This is a genomic window from Silanimonas sp. (assembly GCF_027531545.1).
GTDB lineage: Bacteria > Pseudomonadota > Gammaproteobacteria > Xanthomonadales > Xanthomonadaceae > Silanimonas.
The window spans coordinates 1-23,202 of sequence record NZ_JAPZSC010000033.1 but is presented as its reverse complement, the minus strand read 5'-3'; the positions used below and the strand labels follow the sequence as shown (position 1 = coordinate 23,202).

Annotated in this window: 23 protein-coding genes, 4 tRNA genes and 1 pseudogene; 16 read left to right on the top strand and 12 right to left on the bottom strand. The window is 69.6% G+C overall.

What is annotated here, in order from left to right; translation table 11 throughout:
- Positions 1-78 precede the first annotated feature (78 nt).
- Positions 79-1,422, top strand: a complete 1,344-nt coding sequence (locus O9280_RS14665; protein ID WP_298344370.1) for an HD-GYP domain-containing protein — start codon at positions 79-81, stop codon at positions 1,420-1,422.
- A 33-nt stretch (positions 1,423-1,455) separates the two neighbouring features.
- Here the strand turns inward: O9280_RS14665 and O9280_RS14660 are convergent, their stop codons facing one another.
- The 6 genes from O9280_RS14660 to ccoN are packed head-to-tail and all read right to left on the bottom strand — an operon-like array spanning position 1,456 to position 6,557.
- Positions 1,456-3,006 carry a 4Fe-4S dicluster domain-containing protein gene (locus O9280_RS14660; protein ID WP_298344368.1) on the bottom strand — a complete coding sequence of 517 codons (1,551 nt, stop codon included), beginning with the start codon at positions 3,004-3,006 and terminating at the stop codon, positions 1,456-1,458.
- 4 nt (positions 3,007-3,010) lie between these two features.
- Positions 3,011-3,304 (bottom strand): hypothetical protein, encoded by a 294-nt coding sequence (locus tag O9280_RS14655; protein ID WP_298344366.1) that lies wholly within the window; start codon positions 3,302-3,304, stop codon positions 3,011-3,013.
- Between the two features lie 10 nt (positions 3,305-3,314).
- A complete protein-coding gene (gene ccoP, locus O9280_RS14650; protein WP_298344363.1) occupies positions 3,315-4,343 on the bottom strand; it encodes a cytochrome-c oxidase, cbb3-type subunit III in 1,029 nt (342 codons plus the stop codon).
- Positions 4,340-4,483, bottom strand: coding sequence for a cbb3-type cytochrome c oxidase subunit 3 (locus tag O9280_RS14645; protein WP_297866214.1), 144 nt, complete (start codon positions 4,481-4,483; stop codon positions 4,340-4,342). Before O9280_RS14645 ends, ccoP begins: the two co-directional genes overlap by 4 nt.
- A gap of 1 nt (position 4,484) precedes the next feature.
- On the bottom strand, positions 4,485-5,090 hold the full coding sequence (gene ccoO, locus O9280_RS14640) for a cytochrome-c oxidase, cbb3-type subunit II (RefSeq protein ID WP_297866215.1): 606 nt from the start codon (positions 5,088-5,090) through the stop codon (positions 4,485-4,487).
- Between the two features lie 12 nt (positions 5,091-5,102).
- Positions 5,103-6,557, bottom strand: a complete 1,455-nt coding sequence (gene ccoN, locus O9280_RS14635) for a cytochrome-c oxidase, cbb3-type subunit I (protein ID WP_298344359.1) — start codon at positions 6,555-6,557, stop codon at positions 5,103-5,105.
- Positions 6,558-7,032: 475 nt separating this feature from the next.
- On the opposite strand from ccoN, the gene O9280_RS14630 reads away from it, so the two are divergent.
- A complete protein-coding gene (locus tag O9280_RS14630) occupies positions 7,033-8,817 on the top strand; it encodes a S8 family serine peptidase (RefSeq protein ID WP_298344356.1) in 1,785 nt (594 codons plus the stop codon).
- A gap of 116 nt (positions 8,818-8,933) precedes the next feature.
- On the opposite strand, the gene O9280_RS14625 is transcribed toward O9280_RS14630, so the two are convergent.
- From O9280_RS14625 to wrbA, 3 genes are read right to left on the bottom strand one after another with little or no spacing between them, the layout of a single operon-like run.
- Positions 8,934-9,419 carry an asparaginase domain-containing protein gene (locus O9280_RS14625; protein WP_297866218.1) on the bottom strand — a complete coding sequence of 162 codons (486 nt, stop codon included), beginning with the start codon at positions 9,417-9,419 and terminating at the stop codon, positions 8,934-8,936.
- A 33-nt stretch (positions 9,420-9,452) separates the two neighbouring features.
- Positions 9,453-9,842, bottom strand: coding sequence for a DUF2069 domain-containing protein (locus tag O9280_RS14620; protein WP_298344353.1), 390 nt, complete (start codon positions 9,840-9,842; stop codon positions 9,453-9,455).
- A gap of 40 nt (positions 9,843-9,882) precedes the next feature.
- Positions 9,883-10,473 carry an NAD(P)H:quinone oxidoreductase gene (wrbA, locus tag O9280_RS14615; RefSeq protein WP_298344351.1) on the bottom strand — a complete coding sequence of 197 codons (591 nt, stop codon included), beginning with the start codon at positions 10,471-10,473 and terminating at the stop codon, positions 9,883-9,885.
- Between the two features lie 99 nt (positions 10,474-10,572).
- On the opposite strand from wrbA, the gene O9280_RS14610 reads away from it, so the two are divergent.
- A complete protein-coding gene (locus O9280_RS14610) occupies positions 10,573-11,838 on the top strand; it encodes a YihY family inner membrane protein (protein WP_298344347.1) in 1,266 nt (421 codons plus the stop codon).
- A complete protein-coding gene (locus O9280_RS14605; RefSeq protein ID WP_298344344.1) occupies positions 11,838-12,500 on the top strand; it encodes a TlpA disulfide reductase family protein in 663 nt (220 codons plus the stop codon). The genes O9280_RS14610 and O9280_RS14605 overlap by 1 nt, the downstream gene beginning before the upstream one ends.
- A 10-nt stretch (positions 12,501-12,510) precedes the next feature.
- On the opposite strand, the pseudogene ppk2 reads toward O9280_RS14605, so the two are convergent.
- The 3 genes and pseudogenes from ppk2 to hemA all read right to left on the bottom strand — a co-directional run.
- Positions 12,511-13,353: pseudogene (ppk2, locus tag O9280_RS14600) on the bottom strand (polyphosphate kinase 2); the annotation flags it as partial.
- A 64-nt stretch (positions 13,354-13,417) separates the two neighbouring features.
- Positions 13,418-14,503, bottom strand: a complete 1,086-nt coding sequence (gene prfA, locus O9280_RS14595; protein WP_298344339.1) for a peptide chain release factor 1 — start codon at positions 14,501-14,503, stop codon at positions 13,418-13,420.
- Positions 14,500-15,780, bottom strand: a complete 1,281-nt coding sequence (hemA, locus tag O9280_RS14590) for a glutamyl-tRNA reductase (RefSeq protein WP_298344336.1) — start codon at positions 15,778-15,780, stop codon at positions 14,500-14,502. The genes prfA and hemA overlap by 4 nt, the downstream gene beginning before the upstream one ends.
- A 160-nt stretch (positions 15,781-15,940) precedes the next feature.
- Between hemA and O9280_RS14585 the strand changes: the two genes are divergently transcribed.
- The 12 genes from O9280_RS14585 to O9280_RS14530 form a co-directional block, all read left to right on the top strand.
- A complete protein-coding gene (locus tag O9280_RS14585; protein WP_298344333.1) occupies positions 15,941-17,422 on the top strand; it encodes a hypothetical protein in 1,482 nt (493 codons plus the stop codon).
- Positions 17,419-18,075: an outer membrane lipoprotein LolB gene (locus O9280_RS14580; RefSeq protein ID WP_298344331.1), complete on the top strand. Its 657-nt coding sequence runs from the start codon at positions 17,419-17,421 to the stop codon at positions 18,073-18,075. Before O9280_RS14585 ends, O9280_RS14580 begins: the two co-directional genes overlap by 4 nt.
- Positions 18,072-18,965: a 4-(cytidine 5'-diphospho)-2-C-methyl-D-erythritol kinase gene (ispE, locus tag O9280_RS14575; protein WP_298344328.1), complete on the top strand. Its 894-nt coding sequence runs from the start codon at positions 18,072-18,074 to the stop codon at positions 18,963-18,965. Before O9280_RS14580 ends, ispE begins: the two co-directional genes overlap by 4 nt.
- 15 nt (positions 18,966-18,980) lie before the next feature.
- Positions 18,981-19,057 (top strand) — tRNA-Gln (locus O9280_RS14570).
- A 39-nt stretch (positions 19,058-19,096) separates the two neighbouring features.
- A complete protein-coding gene (locus O9280_RS14565) occupies positions 19,097-20,053 on the top strand; it encodes a ribose-phosphate diphosphokinase (protein ID WP_298344325.1) in 957 nt (318 codons plus the stop codon).
- 111 nt (positions 20,054-20,164) lie between these two features.
- Positions 20,165-20,857 carry a 50S ribosomal protein L25/general stress protein Ctc gene (locus O9280_RS14560; protein ID WP_297866229.1) on the top strand — a complete coding sequence of 231 codons (693 nt, stop codon included), beginning with the start codon at positions 20,165-20,167 and terminating at the stop codon, positions 20,855-20,857.
- Between the two features lie 62 nt (positions 20,858-20,919).
- Positions 20,920-21,504, top strand: a complete 585-nt coding sequence (gene pth, locus O9280_RS14555; RefSeq protein ID WP_298344322.1) for an aminoacyl-tRNA hydrolase — start codon at positions 20,920-20,922, stop codon at positions 21,502-21,504.
- Between the two features lie 37 nt (positions 21,505-21,541).
- Positions 21,542-22,633, top strand: a complete 1,092-nt coding sequence (gene ychF, locus O9280_RS14550) for a redox-regulated ATPase YchF (RefSeq protein WP_298344319.1) — start codon at positions 21,542-21,544, stop codon at positions 22,631-22,633.
- Between the two features lie 83 nt (positions 22,634-22,716).
- A tRNA-Tyr gene (locus O9280_RS14545) sits at positions 22,717-22,802 on the top strand.
- A gap of 50 nt (positions 22,803-22,852) precedes the next feature.
- Positions 22,853-22,926 (top strand) — tRNA-Gly (locus O9280_RS14540).
- A gap of 27 nt (positions 22,927-22,953) precedes the next feature.
- Positions 22,954-23,029: transfer RNA gene (locus O9280_RS14535), tRNA-Thr, on the top strand.
- 32 nt (positions 23,030-23,061) lie between these two features.
- Positions 23,062-23,202: GTP-binding protein (locus O9280_RS14530; protein ID WP_284449322.1), on the top strand; the 141-nt coding region annotated here is incomplete at its 3' end.

Genomic DNA, 23,202 nt, shown 5'->3' with positions numbered 1-23,202 from the left:
AATCGCCCCCTGTCAGCGATGGCAAATCCTTGACGCAACCCCCTGTGGACACCGCCGTGAGGTCGTAAGCTGGTGACGATGATCAAGCCCGTTTCCATCAGCCGCGCGCGCGCCGGCATGTGGTTCCACCGCCTCGGCGGTTCGGGCTTGCACCACGCGTTCGTGAAGAACGGCTTCCTGCTCGAAGCCCGCGACATCGCGGTGTTGGCCGAAGGTGGCGTCGAGGAGTTGATCATCGACACCGACAAGGGCCTCGATGTCGAGGACGACGGCACCACCGCCATCGCGCCGGCGACCTCGGCGACGGAGGCTGCGGAGGTCGAAGCCGCGGCATCGGCAGAGGAGGCGGCGGCTCCGGCCCCGTTGCCCGCCGACGACCCGCCGCAAGGATCCGATGAGGCCAGCGCGATGCCGGCGGCGGTCGCCGTCGATGCCGTAGCCGCGCCGGTGGCCGCGCCCGTGGCCGCTCCGCTGGTTCCGCGCGAAAGCATGGACCAGGAGCTGCATCGCGCCCGGCGCATCTGCCAGGACAGCAAGGCGCAGGTGGTCGCGCTGTTCAACGACGCGCGCCTCGGCCGGGCCATCCAGCCCGAGGCCGTCATGCCGATGGTCGAGGAGATCAACGAATCGGTGAGCCGGCATCCCGATGCCCTGCTCAGCGTCGTGCGGCTGAAGAACCACGACGAATACACCTACATGCATTCGGTGGCGGTCTGCGCGCTGATGGTCGCGCTGGCGCGCCGTTTGGGCCTGCCGGAAGAGCAGGTCCGCGATGCGGGCGCCGCGGGGATGCTGCACGACCTCGGCAAGGCCGCGATGCCGCTGAACGTGCTGAACAAGCCCGGCGCGCTCAGCGACGACGAGTTCAAGATCATGAAGGCGCATCCTGTGCGCGGTTACCACATGCTCGTGCAGTCGGGCAGCGCGTCCGAGGCGGTACTGGACGTGGCCCTGCACCACCACGAGAAGTTCGACGGCAGCGGCTACCCGCACAACCTCAAGGGCGACGCCATCGGCCTGATGGCGCGCATGGGCGCGGTCTGCGATGTCTACGACGCGATCACCTCGAACCGGCCCTACAAGAAGGCCTGGGGCCCGGCCGAGTCCCTGCAGCGCATGGTCAGCTGGAAGGGGCACTTCGACGAACTGGTGCTCAAGGCCTTCATCCGCAGCGTCGGCATCTACCCGATCGGCGCGCTGGTGCGGCTCGAATCCGACCGCCTCGGCGTGGTGCTGGAGCAGGGCGAAAGCTCGCTGCTGGCGCCGAAAGTCCGTGTGTTCTTCAACGCCCGCAAGCGCGAGCCGGTGTTCATCAAGGACATCGACCTCGGCGCGCCCGACTGCGGCGACCGCATCGTCGGGCTCGAGTCGGCCGACAAGTGGAACTTCCCGAACATGGAGAGGCTCTGGCTGTCGCAGTAGGCGCGGCATCGCGCGGCGAAGCCGCGCGATGCGTCAGAGCGGTCCGAAGAAGCGGGTTTCCTCGGCCACGGTCGTCTCGCCGTCCAGCGTCGCCACTTCCAGCGTCACGTCGATACGGCCCGACACCGCGCCGGCGGGCGCCTTCAGCGCGATGCCCACGCTGCGCACCTCGCCGGGCCCGACGCCGATCACGCCGGGATCCGCGCCGAGGGCGATGCCCGCCGGGGCGTCGACCACGCGGATGCGGTAGGCGGCGGGTTCCTCGGACTTGTTGATCAGCCGCAGCGTGTAGCCGTTCTCGATGCTGCCGTCCATGTTGGCGCGATACAGCGCATTGCGGTCGCGCAGCACGTCGACGATCAGCGGGCTGCGGGTGGCGATGCCAATGGCGATGCCGGCACCGATGGCCGCCAGCAGGGTGGCGTAGACCCAGACGCGGGCGCGCAGGACCTTCGTCGGCTTGCCATCGACCGCGTTCTGGCTGGTGTAGCGGACGAGTCCCTTGGGGTATCCGAGCTTGCCCATCACGTCGTCGCAGGCGTCGATGCAGGCGCCGCAGGCGATGCACTCGTACTGCAGGCCATTGCGGATGTCGATGCCGGTGGGGCAGACCTGCACGCACATCGTGCAGTCGATGCAGTCGCCCAAGGCTTCGCCGGCGGGCTTCTCGCGCTCGTCGACGTGGATGGCGGCGTCGACGATCGAAGTCGTACCGCGCGCGCCGGCCGCGAGATCCGCGGCGCTTTTGTGGCGGGCGAACCACGCCACCCAGCCGTCGGCGTCCTCCTTGCCGATGAGGCCGCGGGCGCGTTCCAGCACGCTGGCGAGGCTGCCCTTCTTGCGCGGTCCGCGCGGTTCGCCGCGGCGCTCGTCGTAGGCGATGATCAGGGTGTTGCGGTCGAACATCGCGCTCTGGAAGCGCGCATACGGGCACATGTACTTGCAGACCTGCTCGCGCAGGAAGCCGGCGTTGCCCCAGGTGGCCACCGCGTAGAACAGGGTCCAGAAAGTCTCGTAGCCACCCCATTCGAAGGGGACGAGGCGCGCGCCGAGCTCTCGGATGGGCGTGAAGTAGCCGACGAAGGTGAAGCCCGTCCACAGCGCGAACACCGCCCACAGCGCGTGTTTCGAGCTCTTGCGCAGCAGCTTCTCGCGCGACCACGGCGCGGCGTCGAGCTTCATGCGCTTGGACCGGTCGCCCTCCGTCCAGCGCTCCATCCAGATGAAGACTTCCGTCCACACGGTCTGCGGGCAGGCGTAGCCGCACCACAGGCGTCCCGCGAGCGCGGTGAAGAAGAACAGCGACAGCCCCGCCATCACCAGCAGGAGGGCGAGGAAGATGAAATCTTGCGGCCAGAAGACGAGGCCGAACACGTGGAACTTGCGCGCCGGCAGGTCCCAGAGCACGGCCTGCTGGCCGTCGAGGTTGATCCAGGCGACGCCGTAGAACAGGCCCAGCAGCACGAACACGGCGAGATGCCGCAATCGCTGGAAGTGCCCCGAGACCTCGCGCGGGTAGACCTTGGCCTCGGAGACGTACATCGCGCCGTCGTCGACGACCTTCAGCGGCAGCGGCTTGCCCATCGATTCAGTCCTTGAGCGGGCCGTTGAAGCGGCTGGCGGGGCGCAGCAGAATCCAGGTGAACAGGCTCGAACTCGCCGTCGCCGCCCAGAACATGAAGAAGCAGATCGTGTAGCCCACGCCGCGCCCGATCTCGTGGTCGAGATCGGGGAAGCTGATGTCGCGCAGGTCGAGCGGATCGACGAAGGCGAAGAACACCATCGTCATCACGCCGGCGGCGAAGAACGACGGCCAGAGGATCGCGCCCAGCCGCTGGGTCCAGCTGCGCGGCGGGTGTTCGATGATCGGGCCGTCGTCCATGGTCGACGCCTCAGCCTTCCGCGCCGGCGGCCGGCGCTGCGGCGTCGGCGGCAGCGGCTTCGGCGGCAGCGGCTTCGGCGGGTGCGGCCTCGACCGGCGCGGCCTCCGCAGGTGCCGGAGCCGGTGCGGGCGCCGCGGCGAGTTCCGGCTCGCCGCTCAGCGAGTGCACGTAGGCCGCCAACAGGCGGACGCGTTCGGCGCCCAGCACCGGCTCGAAGGCCGGCATCTGGCCGTTGCGGCCCTTGATGATGCCTTCGCGGATCGTGGCGAGGTCCGGCGCATAGAGCCAGTCGGCGTCGGTGAGGTTCGGTGCGCCGAGGACCGGATTGCCCTTGCCTTCCGTGCCGTGGCAGGCCGCGCAGACGAGGTCGAACTTCGCCTTGCCGACCGAGGCGAGACCCGGATCGACCGTGGCGCCCGAGAGCGACTGCACGTAGGTGGCGACCGCGGTCACCGCGGCATCGTCGCCGATCGCCGCGCCGAGGGCGGGCATCACGGCGGTGCGGCCATGGGTGATGGTGGCCAGCATCGTCACTTCGTCCTTGCCCCACTGCCAAGCCGTGTCGGTGAGGTTCGGGAACCCTCGCGCACCGCGGGCATCCGAGCCGTGGCACTGCGCGCAGTTGTTGGCGAACAGGTTGCGGCCCACGGACAGCGCTTCCGACGAGGCCGCGATCTCGGCGATCGGCATCGTCGCGAACTGCGAATAGCGCTCCGCGAACGCCGCGTCGGCCTTGGCCTTCTCGGCGTCATGCTGCTTCTGCGAACTCCAACCGAAGGTGCCTTCGGCCTTGCCGAAGCCCGGGTAGACCACGAAGTAGCCGATGGTGAACGCGATCGTCAGGTAGAACAGGTTGATCCACCAGCGCGGCAGCGGCTTGTTGTACTCAGTGACGTCGCCGTCCCAGACGTGGCCGGTGGTCTCGCCGGTGGGCAGGCTGCTGTTGCGCTGCTTCGAGGTGTACCAGAGCAGCCACACGCAACCGACGAGGTTGAGGACGACGAGGGCGATCAGGAACCAGGACCAGAAGTCGCTCACGGGCGTTCCTCCGTCGTTTCGTCGTCAAGGGCCATGCGGGCCAGTCGGTCGAAGTCCGCGGCGCGGCGCACCACGAACAGCCAGTAGGCGCCGCCGAGGAAGGCGGCAAGAAGGATTGCGGTAACGGTGCCGGCGATCATGTCAACCTCGCGGTGCGTGCTTGCCGAGGCCCTGGAGATAGGCCACCAGCGCATCGAGTTCCGACTTGCCCTCGACGGCCGCCGCGGCGCCCTGCAGGTCTTCGTCGGTGTAGGGGTGGCCCAGCGTGCGCAGCGCGGCGAGGTTCGCCGTGATCGCCGCGCCATCGACCGGCGTTTCGGCCAGCCACGGGTAGGCCGGCATGTTCGATTCCGGCACCACGGCGCGGGGATCGAGCAGGTGCACGCGGTGCCAGTCGTCGGAGTAGCGGCCGCCCACGCGGGCGAGGTCCGGGCCGGTGCGCTTGCTGCCCCACTGGAAGGGGCGGTCGTACACCGATTCACCGGCCAGCGAGTAGTGGCCGTAGCGCTCGGTCTCGAAGCGCAGGGTGCGCACCATCTGCGAGTGGCAGTTGTAGCAACCCTCGCGCACGTAGACGTCGAAACCGGCCTGCTCGAGGGCGGGGCGGGGCTTCATGCCGGGCAGGGGTTCCACCTGCTCGGCGCTGTACATCAGCGGGACGATCTCGGCGAGGCCGCCGAAGCTGATCGCGACGGCGATCAGCACGCCCATCAGGCCCACGTTGCGTTCGATCTTGTCATGGCTCATCGCAGCGACTCCTTAGGCGTGGGCCGGTTCGAGGACGGGGTGTTCGACCGCGCCGCGCGAGGCCTGCAGGGTCTTCCAGACGTTCACGACCATCAGCACCATGCCGATGATCACGAGCACGCCACCCACCAGGCGGATCAGGTAGTAGGGATAGGTGAACTTGACGATCTCGATCCAGGCGTAGGTCAGCGTGCCGTCGACGTTCGCCGCGCGGCTCATCAGGCCCTGGCCGATGCCCGAGACCCACATCGAGGCGGCGTAGAGCACCACGCCGATCGTGTGCGTCCAGAAGTGCGCGTCGATCAGCTTGGTCGAGGCCATTTCCTTCAGGCCCAGGCACTTCGGGATCAGCATGTAGATCGCGCCGATCGAGATCATCGCGACCCAGCCCAGCGCGCCGGAATGCACGTGGCCGATGGTCCAGTCGCTGTAATGCGAGAGGGCGTTCACCGACTTGATGGACATCATCGGGCCCTCGAAGGTGCTCATCATGTAGAACGACAGCGACACGATGAGGAACTTCAGGATCGGGTCGGTGCGCAGCAGGTGCCACACGCCCGAGAGGGTCATGATGCCGTTGATGGCGCCGCCCCAGCTCGGGGCCAGCAGCACCAGCGAGAACACCATGCCGAGGCTCTGCGCCCAGTCCGGAATGGCCGTGTACTGCAGGTGGTGCGGGCCCGCCCACATGTAGATGGCGATCAGCGCCCAGAAGTGCACGATCGACAGGCGATAGCTGTAGATCGGACGGCCGGCGCGCTTCGGGACGAAGTAATACATGATCCCGAGGAAGCCGGCGGTCAGGAAGAAGCCCACCGCGTTGTGGCCGTACCACCACTGCACCATCGCGTCGACGGCGCCCGAATAGATCGGATAGCTGTGGATCGCCGAAGTGGGTAGGGCCAGCGAGTTGACGATGTGCAGCACCGCGACGGCGATGATGAAGGCGCCGTAGAACCAGTTGGCCACGTAGATGTGGCTCACCCGGCGCTTCACGATCGTGCCGAAGAAGAGCACGGCGTAGGCCACCCAGACCACCGCGATGGCGATGTCGATCGGCCACACCAGCTCGGCGTACTCCTTGCCCTGGGTGAGGCCCAGCGGCAGCGAGACGGCGGCCGCGACGATGATCGCCTGCCAGCCCCAGAACACGAAGCTCGCGAGCTTGTCGGAGAGCAGCCGCACGTGGCAGGTGCGCTGCACCACGTAGAGCGAGGTCGCGAACAGCGCGCTGCCGCCGAAGGCGAAGATCACCGCGTTGGTGTGCAGCGGCCGCAGGCGGCCGAAACTCAGCCAGGCGGTGTCGAAGTTCAGGGCCGGCCAGTAGAGCTGGGCCGCCAGCAGGACGCCGACGGCCATGCCGACCACGCCCCAGATCACGGTGGCCAGTGAGAACTGGAGGACGACCCGGTCGTTGTAGGTCGCGGGTGGGGCTTCGGGGTGCCGGGTGGGCGCGGACGCGCTCATGGGAGGCCTCTTCTGGGAAGTGAGGCCAGTGTGATGGCCGGCGGGATGCGACCGATTGACGCTGGTCAAAACCCCGGACGCTCTCGCGGGGTGCTTCGAAGGGTGGTGGGGCCTGCGCAATCGACCGGCCGCGGTGGCGAATTCCGGGGGTATTCAGGATTCACAAGGAAATCCAAGACTCTTTAGTGCCAAGGCTTAACTGTTTCGCAAGGAAACCATTGCTTGCAGCAACCAATGTGACGGAGTTTCTTCAGTCCGGTGATGAAAACGTGACCCGCTTCACCGCACGTCCCCGTCACGACTCTCCCGCGACTCCCCTGTCCCGGCTGGCCCTCCCGGCTTGCCACGGGCCGGTCTGGTCGATGGGGGCGGCCCGCAGAACGCGCCAGCGCGTCGGGGTCGGCAACTGGCGCAGGGACGCCAAGGGCCTCGGCCCGACCTTCCGTTCGTTCAATTCGACCAGGGGAAACATCACGTGAATCGCAAGTCCTTCAAGCCCCACGCCCTCGCTGCCGCGCTGATCGTCGCGATGGCGCCGATGGGTGCTGCCGTCGCCGCCGATGGCGCGCGCATCGTCAACAAGGCCGCCATCGAGTCCGGCGCCGAGTTCTCGGGCTTCATCGTCAAGTTCCGCGACGGCACCGCCCAGCGCGCCAATGCGGCCATGGTCGCGCGTTCGCTCCAGGGGGCGAACGCGGTGATGGCCAAGTCGTCGCGCGGCGCCGCCGGCCTGCGCCACTTCCGCCGCATGAGCCTCGGTGCCGACGTCATCCGCGCCAGCCGCGAGCTGACCTCGGCCGAAGCCGTGCAGGCCATGCAGCAGCTGGCCGCCATGCCGGGCGTCGAGTACGTCGAGCCCGATCTGATCATGCGCCCGGCGCTGACGCCGAACGACACCCGCTACAACGAGCAGTGGGGCTTCTTCGACGCCGACGCCGGCATCCGCGCCAACACGGCGTGGGACGTCGCCACCGGCGCGGGCGTGATCGTCGCCGTCATCGACACCGGCCGCACCACCCACAGCGACCTCGATGCCAACACGGTCGCCGGTTACGACTTCATCTCCAGCGCCACGACCGGCAACGACGGCAACGGCCGCGATGCCAACGAGTTCGACCCCGGTGACTGGACCACGGGGCAGTGCGGCGCCGCCAGCAACTCCAGCTGGCACGGCACCCACGTGGCCGGCACCATCGCCGCCGTGACCAACAACGCCAAGGGCGTGGCCGGTACGGCGTTCGGCGCCAAGGTCATGCACGTCCGCGCGCTGGGCACCTGCGGCGGCTCGACCTCGGACATCGCCGACGCCATCACCTGGTCCTCGGGTGGCACCGTCTCGGGCGTGCCGACCCTGTCGGCCGCGCAGGCGGCAAAGGTCATCAACCTGTCGCTCGGCGGTTCGGGCGCTTGCGGCACCACCACGCAGAACGCCATCAACGGCGCCGTGGGTCGCGGCTCGACGCTGGTCATCGCCGCCGGCAACAGCAACACCAACGTCTCGACCGCCACGCCGGCCAACTGCGCCAACGTGGTCGCCGTCGCTTCGGTGACCAGCGCCTCGGCCCGTTCGAGCTTCTCGAACTTCGGCACCCTGATCGACGTCTCCGGCCCGGGCTCGGCCATCCTGTCGACGCTGAACTCGGGCACCACGGCCCCGGGCGCTGAGACCTACGCCAGCTACAGCGGCACCTCGATGGCTACCCCGCACGTGGCCGGCGTCGTCGCCCTGATGCAGAGCCGTCGCATCGCGCTGGGCCTGCCGCTGCTGACGCCCGCCCAAGTCGAGTCGACGCTGAAGAGCACGGCCTACGCCCTGGCGGGTGCCTGCACGGGCGGCTGCGGCGCGGGCATCGTCGATGCCAAGCGTGCGGTCGATGCCGCGGGTGGCGGCGGTGGCGGCGGCGGCACGCCCCCGACCACGCAGACCTACGCTAACGAGACCGACTTCGCGATCCGCGACAACACCACGATCAATTCGCCGATCACGGTGTCGGGCCGCAGCGGCAACGCCTCGGCCACCGCCTCGGTGTCGGTGGACATCCTCCACACCTACCGCGGCGACATGCTGGTCCAGCTGGTCGCGCCCGACGGTTCGCTCTACACGATCTCGAATCGTGCGGGCGGCAGCGCGGACAACCTGATCGGCACCTACACGATCAACCTGTCCTCGGAACTGCTCAACGGCACCTGGAACCTGCGCGTCAACGACAATGCGGCTGGCGACACCGGCACGCTGCGTCGCTGGACGATCACGTTCTAAAGGCCTCCAGGGGAGCGACGGCGGGTCCGGGCTTCGGCCCGGGCCCGACGGCGCCACCCCCGCCTTGCATCACGCAGAAGCCCGCGCCGGAAGGTGCGGGCTTCTTCGTTGTGGCCTCAGCCGATCGCTTCGAAGCGGTTCGCGGCGACGTTCTTGCGCACCTTGAACGGGTCCCACACACGGCCGTTCATCGCGATGTACACCCCGGGCGGCATCGACTGCACCGCACCGACCGCGCAGCCGACGTTGAACTCGGTGTCGGAGCCGCGGAAGCGCGCGGGGCTGAGCGCGCCGGTGAGCACGATGGTCTTGCCGAGGTCGGCCAGCACCTTCGCGGTCTCCACCATGGTGTCAGTGCCGTGGGTGATCAGCACGTGCTTCTGCGGCTGCGCCGCGATCAGCGTGCGCACCATCTGCCGGTCGTCGTCGGTGATGTGCAGGCTGTCCTTGCGGAGCGCCGGGATCACGGTGAAGCGGAAGGCGACGCCGAGCTCGCGAAGGATGGTGCCGATCTGCGGTTCGCCGACCTGGTAGTCCGACTTGTCGTCGAAGTAGACCTTGTCGATCGTGCCGCCGGTGGTGACGATCAGCAGTTCGTCCATCGCGGTGCTCCGTGGGCGTCAGGGGGCGGCAGTTTACTGCGCGTCCGGGCCGGCGGCGGTGTCGGATTCCGCGGCCTTCGGCCGCCGTGCCGTAGCCCGAGCCTGCAGCCCGCGCCAGCTGGCCGCGACGACCAGTCCCACGGAGAGCAGCGTCTCCACCCAGGCCAGCGCGGTCACCGCCGGGTTGCTCCACAGCTCCATGACGCCGTGCGAGAAGTACAGCAGGGCGGCCACCCCGCCCCAGAAGCCGGCGCTCGGGCGGCGAAACAGCCCCAGCAGCACGGCAGGCAGGATCGGCAGGCTCATCACCACGACGACGAAGATCGGCGGCAGCGAGGTGGAGGGCGCCAGCCACAGGTGCCAGGCGGGTTGCAGCAGGGCCAGGGCGAGGATCCACGGCAGCGGGCGGAGCAGGGCGTTCATCGGTGCGGGTCTCGTCGGTGGGGCGTTGCAGTGGAAGCGTTCAGCCGAGGCGCCGGGCGACATCGGCCAGCCGGCGGCCGAGCGCCTGCGCCAGCGCCTTTTCGTCCTCGCTCAGGGTGGCGTCGTCGCTGGCGCCGGCCACGTGGCTGGCGCCGTAGGGCGTGCCGCCGCTTCGCGTGCTGGACAGGGCTGATTCGGAGAACGGCAGGCCGACGATCAGGCAGCCGTGATGCAGCAGCGGCAGGTGCATCGAGAGCAGGGTGGATTCCTGCCCGCCGTGCATCGACGCCGTCGAGGTGAACACGGCGGCCGGCTTGCCGACCAGCGTGCCCGAGGCCCACTCCGCCCCGGTGGTGTCGAGGAAATGCTTCATCGGCGCGGCCATGTTGCCGAAGCGCGTGGGGCTGCCCAGGGCGACGCCGGCGCATTCCGCCAGATCGGCCTTGCTGACGTAGGGCGCGCCGTCCTCGGGGACTGGCGGGCTGGCCGTGGTCGTCGTCGGCGCGACCGGCGGCACGGTGCGCAGGCGTGCCGTCATGCCCTCGACCGATTCGATGCCGCGGGCGATCTGGCGCGCCAGCGCGGCCACCGAGCCGCCACGGCTGTAGTAGAGGACAAGCACGTCGGCCATGGCGGCTCCGGGCGGGAAAGACGGGCGCGAAGGCTAACGCATCGCGGGTGCTCGCCGGCGTGAGGCGCGATCGCCGCCTGCCGCGCTAGTCTTCGGCCCATGACCTGGCTTGCCGTCCTCCAGCGCTGGTGGGATCGCCTCGACCGCGACCTCAGCACCACCTTCTTCCGTTTCCTCGCCCGGCGCTTCGTCGACGACCGCTGCTTCGAGTCGGCGGGCGCGCTGTCCTACACCACGGTGTTCGCGCTGGTGCCGCTGTCGGCGGTGGTGTTCGCCATCCTCGCGGCGTTTCCGGTGTTCGATGCCTGGACGCAGGCGCTGGTCGATTTCGTGTTCCAGAACTTCGTGCCCGAAGCGGCCTCGGCGGTGGCCGACACCCTCCGACAGCTCGCGGGCAGCGCCCGCCAGCTCAGCCTGAAGGGCCTCGTCGCGCTGCTGGTCTCCGTGCTGCTGGTGATGCTGGCCATCGAGCAGACCTTCGACCGCATCTGGCGCGTGCCGCAGCCGCGGCCGACGCTGTGGCGGCTGGTGGTGTACTGGACGCTGCTGACCCTGGGCGCCGTGCTGGCGGCCTCCAGCCTCGCCGTCAGCACCTGGCTGTTCGCGCTGCCGGCCTTCGCCAAGGCGAACGCCACGTTGGGGCAGCAGGCCCTCGGTGCGATGCCCTTCGTCGTCGCCTTCATCGTGTTCACCGCGGCCTACCGGTTGATCCCGAACCGACCCGTGCCGCTGCGCTTTGCGCTGGCTGGCGCGCTGCTGGCCGCCGCGCTCTTCGAAACCGCCAAGCACGGCTTTGCGTGGTACTTGCGCAACACCAATTTCGAGCAACTGTATGGCGCGCTGGCCGTCATCCCGATCTTCCTCGTCTGGGTGTGGCTGAGCTGGCTGGTGGTGCTGCTGGGGGCCTCGCTGGCGGCCTCGCTGGGCGCCTTCCGCTACCAGCCGCGGCACCAGCGCCTGCCCGCCGGAGCCGAGCTCTACGCCTGCCTGCGCCTGCTGGCCCGCCTCGAGGAAAGCCGCCGCCACGGCCGCGGCCTCGATGCCGAGGCGCTGCGCGCGCTGGAGCCGGCGCTCACCGACGACCTCTGCCAGCGCCTGCTGGGCGGCTTGGCCGAACGCCACATCGTGCAGCGCGGGGAAAGCGGGGCGTGGCTGCCGGTACGCGACCTGTCGACGGTGACGCTGGAAGACCTGCATGAGCGCCTAGGCCTGCGCCTGCCGCCCTCCGATTGCGCGCTGCCGGGGGCCGAGGACGCCATCGGCCGGGCCGCTCTGGCGGCGCTGCGCCACCTGCGACAGCCCCTCGACAGCGCGCTCAGGCATCCTCTCTCCGATTTCCTCCTTCCCGAACCGGATTCCCCGTGATGCCCTCCTGCTCCGCCTTCGCTCGTCCCGCGCTCGCCGCCGCCGTCGCCCTCGTGCTTGCCGCCTGCGGGCCGTCCGAGTCGGTGTCGCCGGATGCCGGCCCGGTCGAGGCCGCCACGCCGATCGGTGAGGCCGCACCCGCCGAAGCCGCACCGGCAGCGGCCGAGGCCGCACCTGCTGCTTCGTCAGCGCCGCTGGCCGACGCCGCGAAGCCCACGCATCCCACGCTCGCCGTCGACACCGTCGATCACGGTCGTTTCGACCTCGCCTCGCAGCGCGGCCAATGGGTGGTGGTGAACTTCTGGGCGACCTGGTGCGCGCCCTGCTTGAAAGAGATCCCCGACCTCAACGCGCTCGACGCGAAGCGCGAGGACCTCATCGTCATCGGCCTCGCCTACGAGGAAATCACGCCCGAGGCGATGCGTGCCTTCTACGGCGAAAAGGTGAAGCCGGAATACCCCGTCGCCATCGTCGACGTGTACAGCCCGCCGGCCGATTTCGACACGCCGCGCGGCCTGCCGTTCACCGTGCTGGTCGCGCCCGACGGCACCGTGGGCCACAAGTTCCTTGGCCCCGTCACCGGCGCTGAGATCGAAGCGAAGATCAGCGAGGTTTCCGCGGCTTCGACGTCGACGGGCGGGGTCGCGTCGACGCCGGCGTGACCGGCGCCTCCGATTCCGAAGCGTCCGCGATCGGCGCCAGGGTCACGTAGCGCTCCGGCAGGGGCTTCCCGGCCAGCTTCGGCAGCTTGAGCGCCCGATCGTCCGGCGCCTGCCACGGCAGGCCGCCGAGCCAGTGGCGGATCATCGTCAGCCGGCCGCGGCGTTGGTCGTTGAAGTCCACCAGATTCCACGGGGCGTGCGCGGTGTGCGTGGCGGCGATCATCGCCTCGCGCGCCTTCGTGTACTCGGCGTACTTCTCGCGCGCCTGCAGGTCGATCGGCGAAAGCTTGTAGCGCTTCAGCGGGTCCTCGGCGCGTTCGGCAAAGCGCTCCTCCTGCTTCGCCTGGTCGACGCCCAGCCAGTACTTGGCGATGCGGATGCCGTCATCGACGAGCAGTTTCTCGAACACCGGCACCTGTTCGAGGAACGCGCGGTACTGCGCATCGGTGCAGAAACCCATCACCTTCTCGACGCCAGCCCGGTTGTACCAGCTGCGGTCCATCAGCACGATCTCGCCGGCCCCGGGCAGGTGCGTGACGTAACGTTGGAAATACCATTGCCCGCGCTCCGTCTCGGTGGGCTTGTTGAGCGCGACGACGCGACAGTGGCGCGGGTTCAAGGTTTCGGCGATGGCATGGATCACGCCACCCTTCCCGGCGGTGTCGCGGCCTTCGACGATCACCAGCAGGCGCTGGCCGGTGGCGGCCACCCATCGCTCCGCTTCGGAAAGCGCGAGTTGAAGCGGCGCGAGGCGCTCGAGGTAGTCCTTCTTCCTCAGCTTGCCGTTGCCATTGCCGTTGTCGGCGCCGTTGCTGGTGTCGTCGCGTTTGGCCGCCGCCTTGGTCTTTGCCATCCGCCGACATTAGCGCGCTGCTCGCCGGGCCGCATCGTGGTGCCCGAGACGGTCCAGAGAGGACTCAGGCCGCTTCGGTCAGCAGCTTGAGCTCGTCGGCCTGCGCTTCCTGCGCAAGACGTTGCACCAGTTCGTCGAGGTCGCCCTCGATGATCGTCGGCAGGGCGTAGAGCGTCAGGCCTTCGACGCGGTGGTCGGTGACGCGGCCCTGTGGGAAGTTCCAGGTGCGGATGCGGGCGCTGCGGTCGCCGCTGCCTACCTGCAGGCGCCGGGAGGCCGCCGTGGCGGCCTGCTGTGCGGCCACCTGCTGCTCGTACAGGGCCGACTTCAGACGCTGCATGGCCTTGTCGCGGTTGGCGTGCTGGCTGCGCTCGGTCTGGCACTCCACCACGAGGCCGCTGGGCACGTGGGTGATGCGGATGGCCGATTCGGTCTTGTTGACGTGCTGGCCGCCGGCGCCCGAGCTGCGGAAGGTGTCGACCTTCAGGTCCGCGGGGTTGATGACGACTTCCGCGACGTCCTCGAGTTCGGGGAGGATCGCCACCGTCGCCGCCGAGGTGTGGATGCGGCCTTGGGCTTCGGTTTCCGGCACGCGCTGCACGCGATGCGTGCCGGATTCGTACTTCAGCTTGGAATACGCGCCGCGGCCCTCGACGCGCGCGACGATCTCCTTGAAGCCGCCATGCTCGCCCGGGTTGGCGCTCTGCACCTCGACGCGCCAGCCCTGCCGTTCGGCGAAGCGGGCGTACATGCGGAACAGGTCGCCGGCGAAAATCGCCGCTTCATCGCCACCGGTGCCGGCGCGGATCTCGAGGAAGAGGTTGCCCTCGTCGCGCGGGTCCTTCGGCACCAGCAGCAGGGTGAGTTCGTCGTCGAGCGCGGCGAGTGCGTCGCGGATGGTCGGCAGCTCGTCCTCAGCCATGGCGCGCAGGTCCGGGTCGGCCAGCATGGCCTCGGCCTCGCGCCGGTCGGCCTGCAGCGCGGCCTCGCGCGCCAGCGCGTCGGCTACCGGCTGCAACTGGGAGAACTCGCGGGAAAGCGCGCGGAACTTCGCGTTGTCGGCGATCACCGAGGGCTCGGCGAGCAGGCGCCCCACCTCTTCATGGCGCTCAGCGAGCGCCAGCAGCTTGCGACGCAGTCCCGGGCTCATGCGGATTCGCTGGGGGCGGAGGGCGAACCGTCGGCCGCGAAGAGCTTCGCCGCGGCGGCCAGCGTGGCCGCATCGCCGTCCAGCGCCGCCTGCCTCAGCGCCGTGGAGGGCGCATGCAGCAGCTGGTTGGTGAGTTGGTGCGCGAGGCGCTCCATCACCGCCTCGGCCGGTTCGCCGGCGGCCAGCCGCTCGCGTGCCTTGGCCAGCGCATCGGCCTTGGCCAGCTCAGCGGTGCGGCGCAGCGCCCGCAGGCTGTCCTGCTGTCCCTGCGCCCGCCACCAGGCCATGAAGTGCTCGACCGACAGGTCGATGATCGCCTCGGCCTGCTCGGCCGCCGCCTGCCGCGAGGCTTTGCTTTCGCTGATGACCTGCTCGAGGTCGTCGACGGTGTAGAGGTAGACGTTCGCCAGCGCCGCCACGCCCGCCTCGATGTCGCGCGGCACGGCGAGGTCGAGCAGGAACATCGGGCGCTGCCGGCGGGCCTTCAGCGCATCGCGGACGTCGGCGGCACGCAGCACCGGCTCGCGCGCGGCGGTGGCGGAGATCACCACGTCGGCTTCGGGCAGGTGGCGCGGCAGTTCGGAGAGGGGCAGGGCGTAGCCACCCACGCGGGAGGCCAGCGTCTGCGCGTGCTCGAGCGTGCGGTTCGCGATCAGCAGGCGCTTGGCCTCGGCGTTGACGAGGTGCTTGGCGGCCAGTTCGATGGTGTCGCCGGCGCCGACCAGCAGCACGGTGGCGCGGTCGAGGTCGGCGAACACCTGGCGCACGAGGCGCACGCCGGCGTAGGCGACGGACACCGGATGGGCGCCGATGCGGGTGTCGGTGCGCACGCGCTTGGCCACCGCGAAGCTCTGCTGGAACAGGCGGTCCAGCGGCGTCCGAAGGCTGCCGGCGCCGCGCGCCTGCTGCCAGGCGTCCTTCACCTGGCCGAGGATCTGCGGTTCGCCGAGCACCAGCGAATCCAGGCCGGTCGCCACGCGGAACAGGTGGCGTACGGCCGCATCGCCCTCGTGGGTGTAGAGGTAGGTGGCCAGCGCGTCGGTGGCGAGGCCGTTGCGGCGCGCCAGCCAGTCGATGACCGCCGGCACGCGGCCATCGTCGATGCGCGCGTAGATCTCGGTGCGGTTGCAGGTGCTGACCAGCGCCGCTTCCTCGACCCCCTCGACCTGCTGGAGCTGCAGCAGCGTCTCGGCCATCTGCGCTTCGCCCACGGCCACCTTCTCGCGCACCTCGACGGGCGCGGTCTGGTGATTCACTCCGAGGGCGATCAAGGGCATGGCGGGCGCGGAAGCGGGCGCAGGGCGGTGACGGGGCGTTATTCTAGCGGCCCCGCTTGGAGTCCCGATGAATCGCCGTTCTTGGAGTCCGTTCGCGCTGCCCCTTGCCGCGCTGCTGTCGTTCGGACCCGTGGCCTCGTCACCGTCCCGGGCGGCCGCGATGCCCCCCGAAGTCCTCGAAGCCCTGCTCGCGGCCGAATTCGCCCGCATCGGCGGCGATACCGAAGCCGCCGCGGCGCATGCGCTGGTGGCATCACGGGCGTCGCGCGACGCCGTGCTGGCCGAGCGCGCGGTCGAGTCGGCACTCGAGGCGGGCGACACCTTCCGCGCTGCCGCGGCGCTCGAACGCTGGACGTTGCTGCAGCCGCAGTCGGCGCGTCGCGATGCGCTGGCCCTGCGCTTCCACATCGTGCAGGGCGACGACGACCGCGCCGTGGACACCGCGCTGCGGCTGCTGGGCGACGAATCGAATCTCTCCGTCCTGGTCGCCGGGCTGGAGGCGCCGTATCCCGACCAGGGCGTGATCGCCCGCGCGGTGCTGCGCGCCCTGCTGGTCGATCCGCGCTTCCCGCAGCGCCTCGACACTTGGCTGGCGATGGCCGGCCTGTCGCAGCGGCTCGGCGACAGCGGGCTCTCGGCGCAGTGGGTCGACGCGCTCGTGCGGCGCTTTCCCGCTGATCCGCGTTCAGGGCTGCTGCGCGCGGAGCGCCTGACGCAGCGCGGCGAGCGCGAGGCCGCCCGCGCCGAGGTGCGATTGGTGCTCTCGCGCGGCGACCTGCCGGCCGAACAGCGCCGCATCGCCGCCGAGGCCCTCGCCGTGCTGGGCGATCCCGAAGGCGCCGCGGCGGCCATGGCCCGTGGGCCGCAGGACGCCCGCTCGATGACGCTGCGTTCCACCTGGTTGGCCCGTGCCGGCGATCTGGAAGGATTGCGGCTGCTGTTCAACGAGGCCGAGGCGCTCGCCGCAAGCCGCGCTGCGCCGGAGCCCGCGCTGCCCCTGCTGCTGGGCGAACTCGCCGAACGCCTGCAGGACTGGCCGGCTGCCGAGCGCTGGTACCGCCGTCTCGACCAGGGCGAAGCCCGCGATCGCGCCCGGCTGCGGCTGGGCGTGGTGCTGGCCCGGCAGTCCCGCTTCGACGACAGCCTCGCCGCCCTGCGTGAACTGCAGGCCGACGACAGCGCCGATGGCGCCATCCGCCGCGACGCCTTCATCGCCGAGGCCGACCAGTGGGAATCCCGCCGCCGCCGTTCCGAGGCCGAATCGGCGCTGACCCGCGGCCTCGCGGTGCTCGAGGACGACCCCGGCCTGCGCGTGGCCCGTGCCCGCGTCGCCCGAAATTCCAGCAAGCCGGCCGAGGCCGAAGCAGATTTGCGCGCGGTTCTCGCGCGCGACCCACGCTATGCGCCGGCCTTGCGAGCGCTTGGCAGCCTGATGCTGGCCCGCGGCCAGCCCGCCTCGGCCGAGCCGCTGCTCGCCACCGCATGGGCGGTCGAAGCCGGTGCCCCGACCGCCGCCGCCTGGGGCGAGGCGCTGTGGCTGCTGGGTCGCACCGCCGAGGCCCGCGCCGCCTGGCAGCGCGGTCGCCAGCTCGACCCCGCGGACCCGGTGCTCGCGGACACCTTGGAGCGCTACGGCCAATGACCCGCGTCACCCTTGCTCTGCTCGTGCTCCTGCTCACCACCGGCTGCGCCACGCAGCGCGCGGTGGCTCCGTCGCCCACGGCCCGGGAAAGCGCCCCTGTCGCCGAGGCCGTGGCGCCCCCGGTCGATTCCCCCGAAGCCTTCGCTGCCCTGGCCGCCCGCGACGCCCAGTTGCGCGACGCCGCGGGCTGGGCGCTGACCGGTCGCCTTGCCGTGGCCCGCGGGAACGACGGCGGGACGCTCAACGTGCAATGGGTGCAGACGGGCGCCTCGTTCGACATTCGTCTGAGTGCCCCCGTCACCGGCCGGCAGTGGCGCCTGTCCGGGAGCGCCGACGGCGCCACCCTCGAGGGCTTGGGCGATGGCATCCGGCAAGGACCGGACGCCGAGTCCCTGCTGCTCGAGGCCACCGGCTGGCGCCTGCCGATCCGCCAGATGCCCGACTGGGTGCGCGGCCTGCGCGGCCCGGGGCCGGTCGCGGGCCTGTCGGTCGATGCGGAAGGGCGCCCCGTGGGCTTCCGGCAGGACGCCTGGACCCTGTCTTTCCGCGACTGGTGGCCCGGCGCCCCCCCCCTGCCGCGGCGCGTGTTCGCGGAAGCGGAGGGCGCTTCGGTCCGGCTGGTCGTCAGCGAGTGGAAGGCGCGTCCGGAATGACGGCCCCGCCCGACGATCGCCCCGGCTGGCGGGCCTTCCCGGCCCCGGCCAAGCTGAACCTGTTTCTTGCCATCACCGGGCGACGGCCCGACGGCTACCACGCCCTCCAGACGGTCTTCCAACTGTTGGACTGGGGCGACACCGTCTGGCTGCGTCCCCGCGACGACGCCCGCATCGAGCGGGTCGGCGCACCGGCCTACGCGCCGGACCCCGCGAAAGACCTAGTCATCCGCGCGGCGGAACGCTTGCGCTCCGAAGTGATTGGCCTCGATCAGGCGCTCAACGTTCAATATGGTGTCGACATCGCCGTCGAAAAGCGCGTTCCTGTCGGCGGGGGCTTCGGTGGCGGCTCAGCCGATGCGGCCACCGTGCTGGTCGCCCTCGACCAGCTCTGGGGTCTGCATCTCGGCGTCGATCGCCTCGCGGCCTTGGGCTTGGCTCTCGGCGCCGACGTTCCGGTATTCGTCCGCGGCCGCAGTGGATGGGCCGAGGGGGTGGGGGAGGCCCTCACCCCGATGGCCTTGGGGGAGCGTCATTACCTCGTCGCCGACTCCGGGGTTTCCGTCCCGACGGCTGAACTCTTCAAAGCCCCTGATTTGAAGCGGGATGCGGCCCCCGCTACAATCGCCGACTTCCTTTCCGGGATGGTCCACGGCAACGCCTTCGAGCCGGTGCTGCGCAAGCGCGCGCCACTCGTGTCGACGCTGCTGGATCGTCTGGGGGCATTCGGGGATGCGCGGCTCACCGGTACCGGGGGCGGTTGCTTCGTCGAATTGCCTTCGCGGGCCGAGGCCGAAGCCGCGCAGCGCCAGCTGTCGGCCGAGGGCTGGGATTGCCGGGCCTGCGTCGGCGTCGATCGTTCTCCCCTCGGGGCGGCGCTCGTCGGCTGAGCGCGACAGACACACAGGGGCGTCGCCAAGTGGCCCAAGGCACCGGGTTTTGATCCCGGCATTCGTAGGTTCGAATCCTACCGCCCCTGCCAGACCGATCCGCCCGGCCACACCTTCCCGGAGCCCAAGCGATGCGCAAGCAAAACCTGCTGCTGTTCACCGGCAATGCGAACCGCCCGCTGGCCCTCTCGGTGTGCCGTGAACTTGGCGTGCCGCTGGGCAAGGCCCTCGTGGGCCGTTTCTCCGACGGCGAAGTGCAGGTCGAGATCGAAGAGAACGTCCGCGGTCAGGACGTCTTCGTGCTGCAGCCCACCAACGCGCCCACCGCCGAGAACCTGATGGAGCTGCTGGTGCTGGTCGACGCGCTGAAGCGCGCGTCGGTCAACAGCGTCACCGCCGTCGTCCCGTACTTCGGCTACGCCCGCCAGGACCGCCGGCCGCGCTCGGCGCGCGTGCCGATCACCGCGAAGGTCGCGGCCAAGATGTTCGGCGCCGTCGGCACCGACCGCCTGCTCACCATCGACCTGCACGCCGACCAGATCCAGGGCTTCTTCGACATCCCGGTCGACAACGTCTACTCCTCGCCGCTGCTGCTGGCCGATATCTGGCGCACGCACGGCACCGAGAACCTGATCGTCGTCTCGCCGGACGTCGGCGGCGTGGTCCGCGCGCGCAGCATCGCCAAGCGCCTCGACGACGCCGACCTCGCGATCATCGACAAGCGCCGTCCGCGCGCGAACGTCGCCACGGTGATGAACATCATCGGCGACGTCGAGGGCAAGACCTGCGTCCTCGTCGACGATATCGTCGATACCGCCGGCACGCTCTGCGCCGCGGCGGCCGCGCTGAAGGCGCAGGGCGCCCGCAAGGTCGTCGCCTACTGCACCCACCCGGTGCTGTCGGGCGCGGCCATCAGCAACGTCACCAACAGCCAGCTCGACGAGCTGGTCGTCACCGACACCATCCCGCTCTCGGAGACCGCGCGCCTGTGCCCGCGGATCCGCCAGCTCAGCGTCGCCGAACTGCTTGCCGAGACCATCCGCCGCATCGCCTTCGGCGAATCGGTCTCCGAGCTCTACGTCGACTGACCCATCCGCCGCGCCGGGCCTTCCCGTCGCGGCTGCTGCACCACTGCCCTGGTCGCGGGGCAGTGTCCCAACCGCCGCGAGGCGGTCACTTCCAAGCAAGGCAACACGAACATGGCAACCCACATCATCAACGCCACCAGCCGCAAGGACGAGGGTAAGGGTGCGAGCCGCCGCCTCCGTCTCACCGGCCAGGTCCCGGCGATCGTCTACGGCGCCAACGCCAACCCGGAGTCGATCCAGCTCAACCACGAGAAGCTCTGGCTGATCCAGCAGAACGAGTGGTTCTACGCCTCGATCCTCGACCTCGACGTCGACGGCAAGGTGCAGAAGGTGCTGCTGCGTGACATGCAGCGCCATCCGTACAAGCAGATCGTCATGCACATCGACTTCCAGCGCATCGACGAGAACTCGCCGATCCGCTTCAAGGTGCCGCTGCACTTCGTCAACCAGGAAACCTCGCCGGCCGGCAAGACGGCGGGCGTCGTCATCACCCACGAACTGAACGACGTCGAAGTCTCGGCCCTGCCGAAGGACCTGCCGGAGTTCATCGAGGTCGACCTGTCGGCCCTGACCCTCGGCGACATCGTCCACCTGTCGGCGCTCAAGCTGCCGGCCGGCGTGACGATCCCCGAGCTGAAGCTGGGCAAGGAGCACGACCTCGCCGTCGTGATCGCCAAGCAGGCCCGCGCCGCCGAGGAAGAGATCGCTGCTCCGGCCGCCGCCGAAGTGCCGAGCACCAAGTCGGCCAAGGCTGCTGCCGCCCCGGCCGCCGCCGCGCCGGCCAAGCCCGCGAAGAAGAAGTAATCGTGCCGTCCGTGGCGCCCTGATCGGGCGCCACGGCGGAGTCAGCGATTACCGAATCAGCGATGGCTGGCTTGCGCCTCATTGTCGGGCTGGGAAATCCCGGTGCCGAATACGACCGGACCCGGCACAACGCCGGGTTCTGGTTTGTTGACGTCCTCGCGGAGCAGGCGAATGCCCGCTGGGGCCTCGATTCGAAGCTGCAAGGCGAGATCGCGAAGGCCGAGGTCGCCGGGCACGCGCTGTGGCTGCTCAAGCCCAGCACCTTCATGAACGCCTCGGGCCGCTCGGTGGCCGCGGCGCTGCGCTACTGGAAGATCGAGCCGTCCGAGTGCCTCGTCGCGCACGACGAACTCGACCTCGCGCCGGGCCTCGCACGCCTGAAGTTCGACGGCGGCCACGGCGGCCAGAACGGTTTGCGCGACATCCATGCCCAGCTCGGGCATGGCAAGTACCACCGCCTGCGGGTTGGCATCGGCCACCCCGGCGACAAGACCAAGGTCACGCCCTGGGTGCTCGGACGCCCCGGTCGTGACGACCAGGCCGCCATCCGTGCCGCCCTCGACGACGCGCTGCGCGTGCTGCCTTTGGCGCTCGCCGGCGATTTCCCCGAGGCGATGAAGCGCCTCCACACCCCCGCCTCGCGCTGACCGCACCGCGGCCGCGCCACCTCGAACCGGAGTCACCATGGGCATCAAGTGCGGCATCGTCGGCCTGCCGAACGTCGGCAAGTCCACCCTCTTCAACGCGCTGACGAAGGCCGGCATCGCCGCGGAGAACTACCCGTTCTGCACGATCGAGCCGAACGTCGGCATCGTCGAGGTGCCGGATAAGCGCCTTGACGCGCTCGCCGCCATCGTCAAACCGCAGAAGGTGCAGCCGGCCATCGTCGAGTTCGTCGACATCGCCGGCCTCGTCGCCGGCGCGAGCAAGGGCGAGGGCCTCGGCAACCAGTTCCTTGCCAACATCCGCGAGACCGACGCCATCGTGAACGTCGTGCGCTGCTTCGACGACGCCAACGTCGTGCATGTGTCCGGCCGCGTCGATCCGCTCGCCGACATCGAAACCATCGTCACCGAGCTGGCGCTCGCCGACCTCAGTGCCGTCGAGAAGGCGATCCAGCGCGAAGGCAAGCGCGCGAAGTCCGGCGACAAGGACGCGCAGAAGCTGGTCGCCGTGCTCGAGCGCCTGATGCCGGTGCTGAACGAAGGCCGCCCCGCGCGCGCCATCGAGTTCAGCGACGACGAGAAGCTGCTGCTGAAGCCGCTCTGCCTGCTGACCATCAAGCCGGCCATGTATGTCGGCAACGTGCTCGAGGACGGCTTCGAGAACAATCCGCACCTCGACCGCCTGCGCGAGTTCGCCTCGCGCGAAAGGGCGCCGGTCGTGGCCGTGTGCGCCAAGATCGAGGCCGAACTCGCCGACCTCGAGGACGCCGACAAGCAGGCTTTCCTCGAGGACCTCGGTTTCGAGGAGCCGGGCCTGAACCGCCTGATCCGCGCCGGGTACGACCTGCTCGGCCTGCAGACCTACTTCACCGCCGGCGTGAAGGAAGTCCGCGCCTGGACCATCCTCAAGGGCGACACCGCCCCGAAGGCGGCTGGCGTGATCCACACCGATTTCGAGAAGGGCTTCATCCGCGCCCAGACCATCGCCTTCGACGACTACGTCGCCTACAAGGGCGAGCAGGGCGCCAAGGAAGCCGGCAAGCAGCGCGCCGAAGGCAAGGACTACGTGGTCAAGGATGGCGACGTCCTGAACTTCCTGTTCAACGTCTGAATCGAGGGCGGCGGGGCGGCGCGCGCGGTGGCTCCGGCGCGTTGACAAGTCGTCACGCCCTCGACAGAATATGCGGCTCTGTCGGAGGAATACCCAAGCGGCCAACGGGGGCAGACTGTAAATCTGCTGGCTCACGCCTTCGGTGGTTCGAATCCACCTTCCTCCACCACTCCCGGCGCTTCATGGCGACGAGGGTGGCAAGAACGGTCCAGCCTTCGGGCGGGAGTAGTTCAATGGTAGAACCTCAGCCTTCCAAGCTGATGGTGCGGGTTCGATTCCCGTCTCCCGCTCCATGGTTCCACCGGCAACACCAAAAACTCGCTCACATAGCTCAGTCGGTAGAGCACTTCCTTGGTAAGGAAGAGGTCGCAGGTTCGATTCCTGTTGTGAGCACCATCCTACGAACCATCATCACCGGGTAGACGGCAATGGCAAAGGGCAAGTTCGAGCGCACCAAGCCTCACGTGAACGTGGGCACGATCGGTCACGTTGACCACGGCAAGACGACGCTGACGGCGGCGCTGACGAAGATTGGCGCCGAGCGTTTCGGTGGTGAGTTCAAGGCGTAC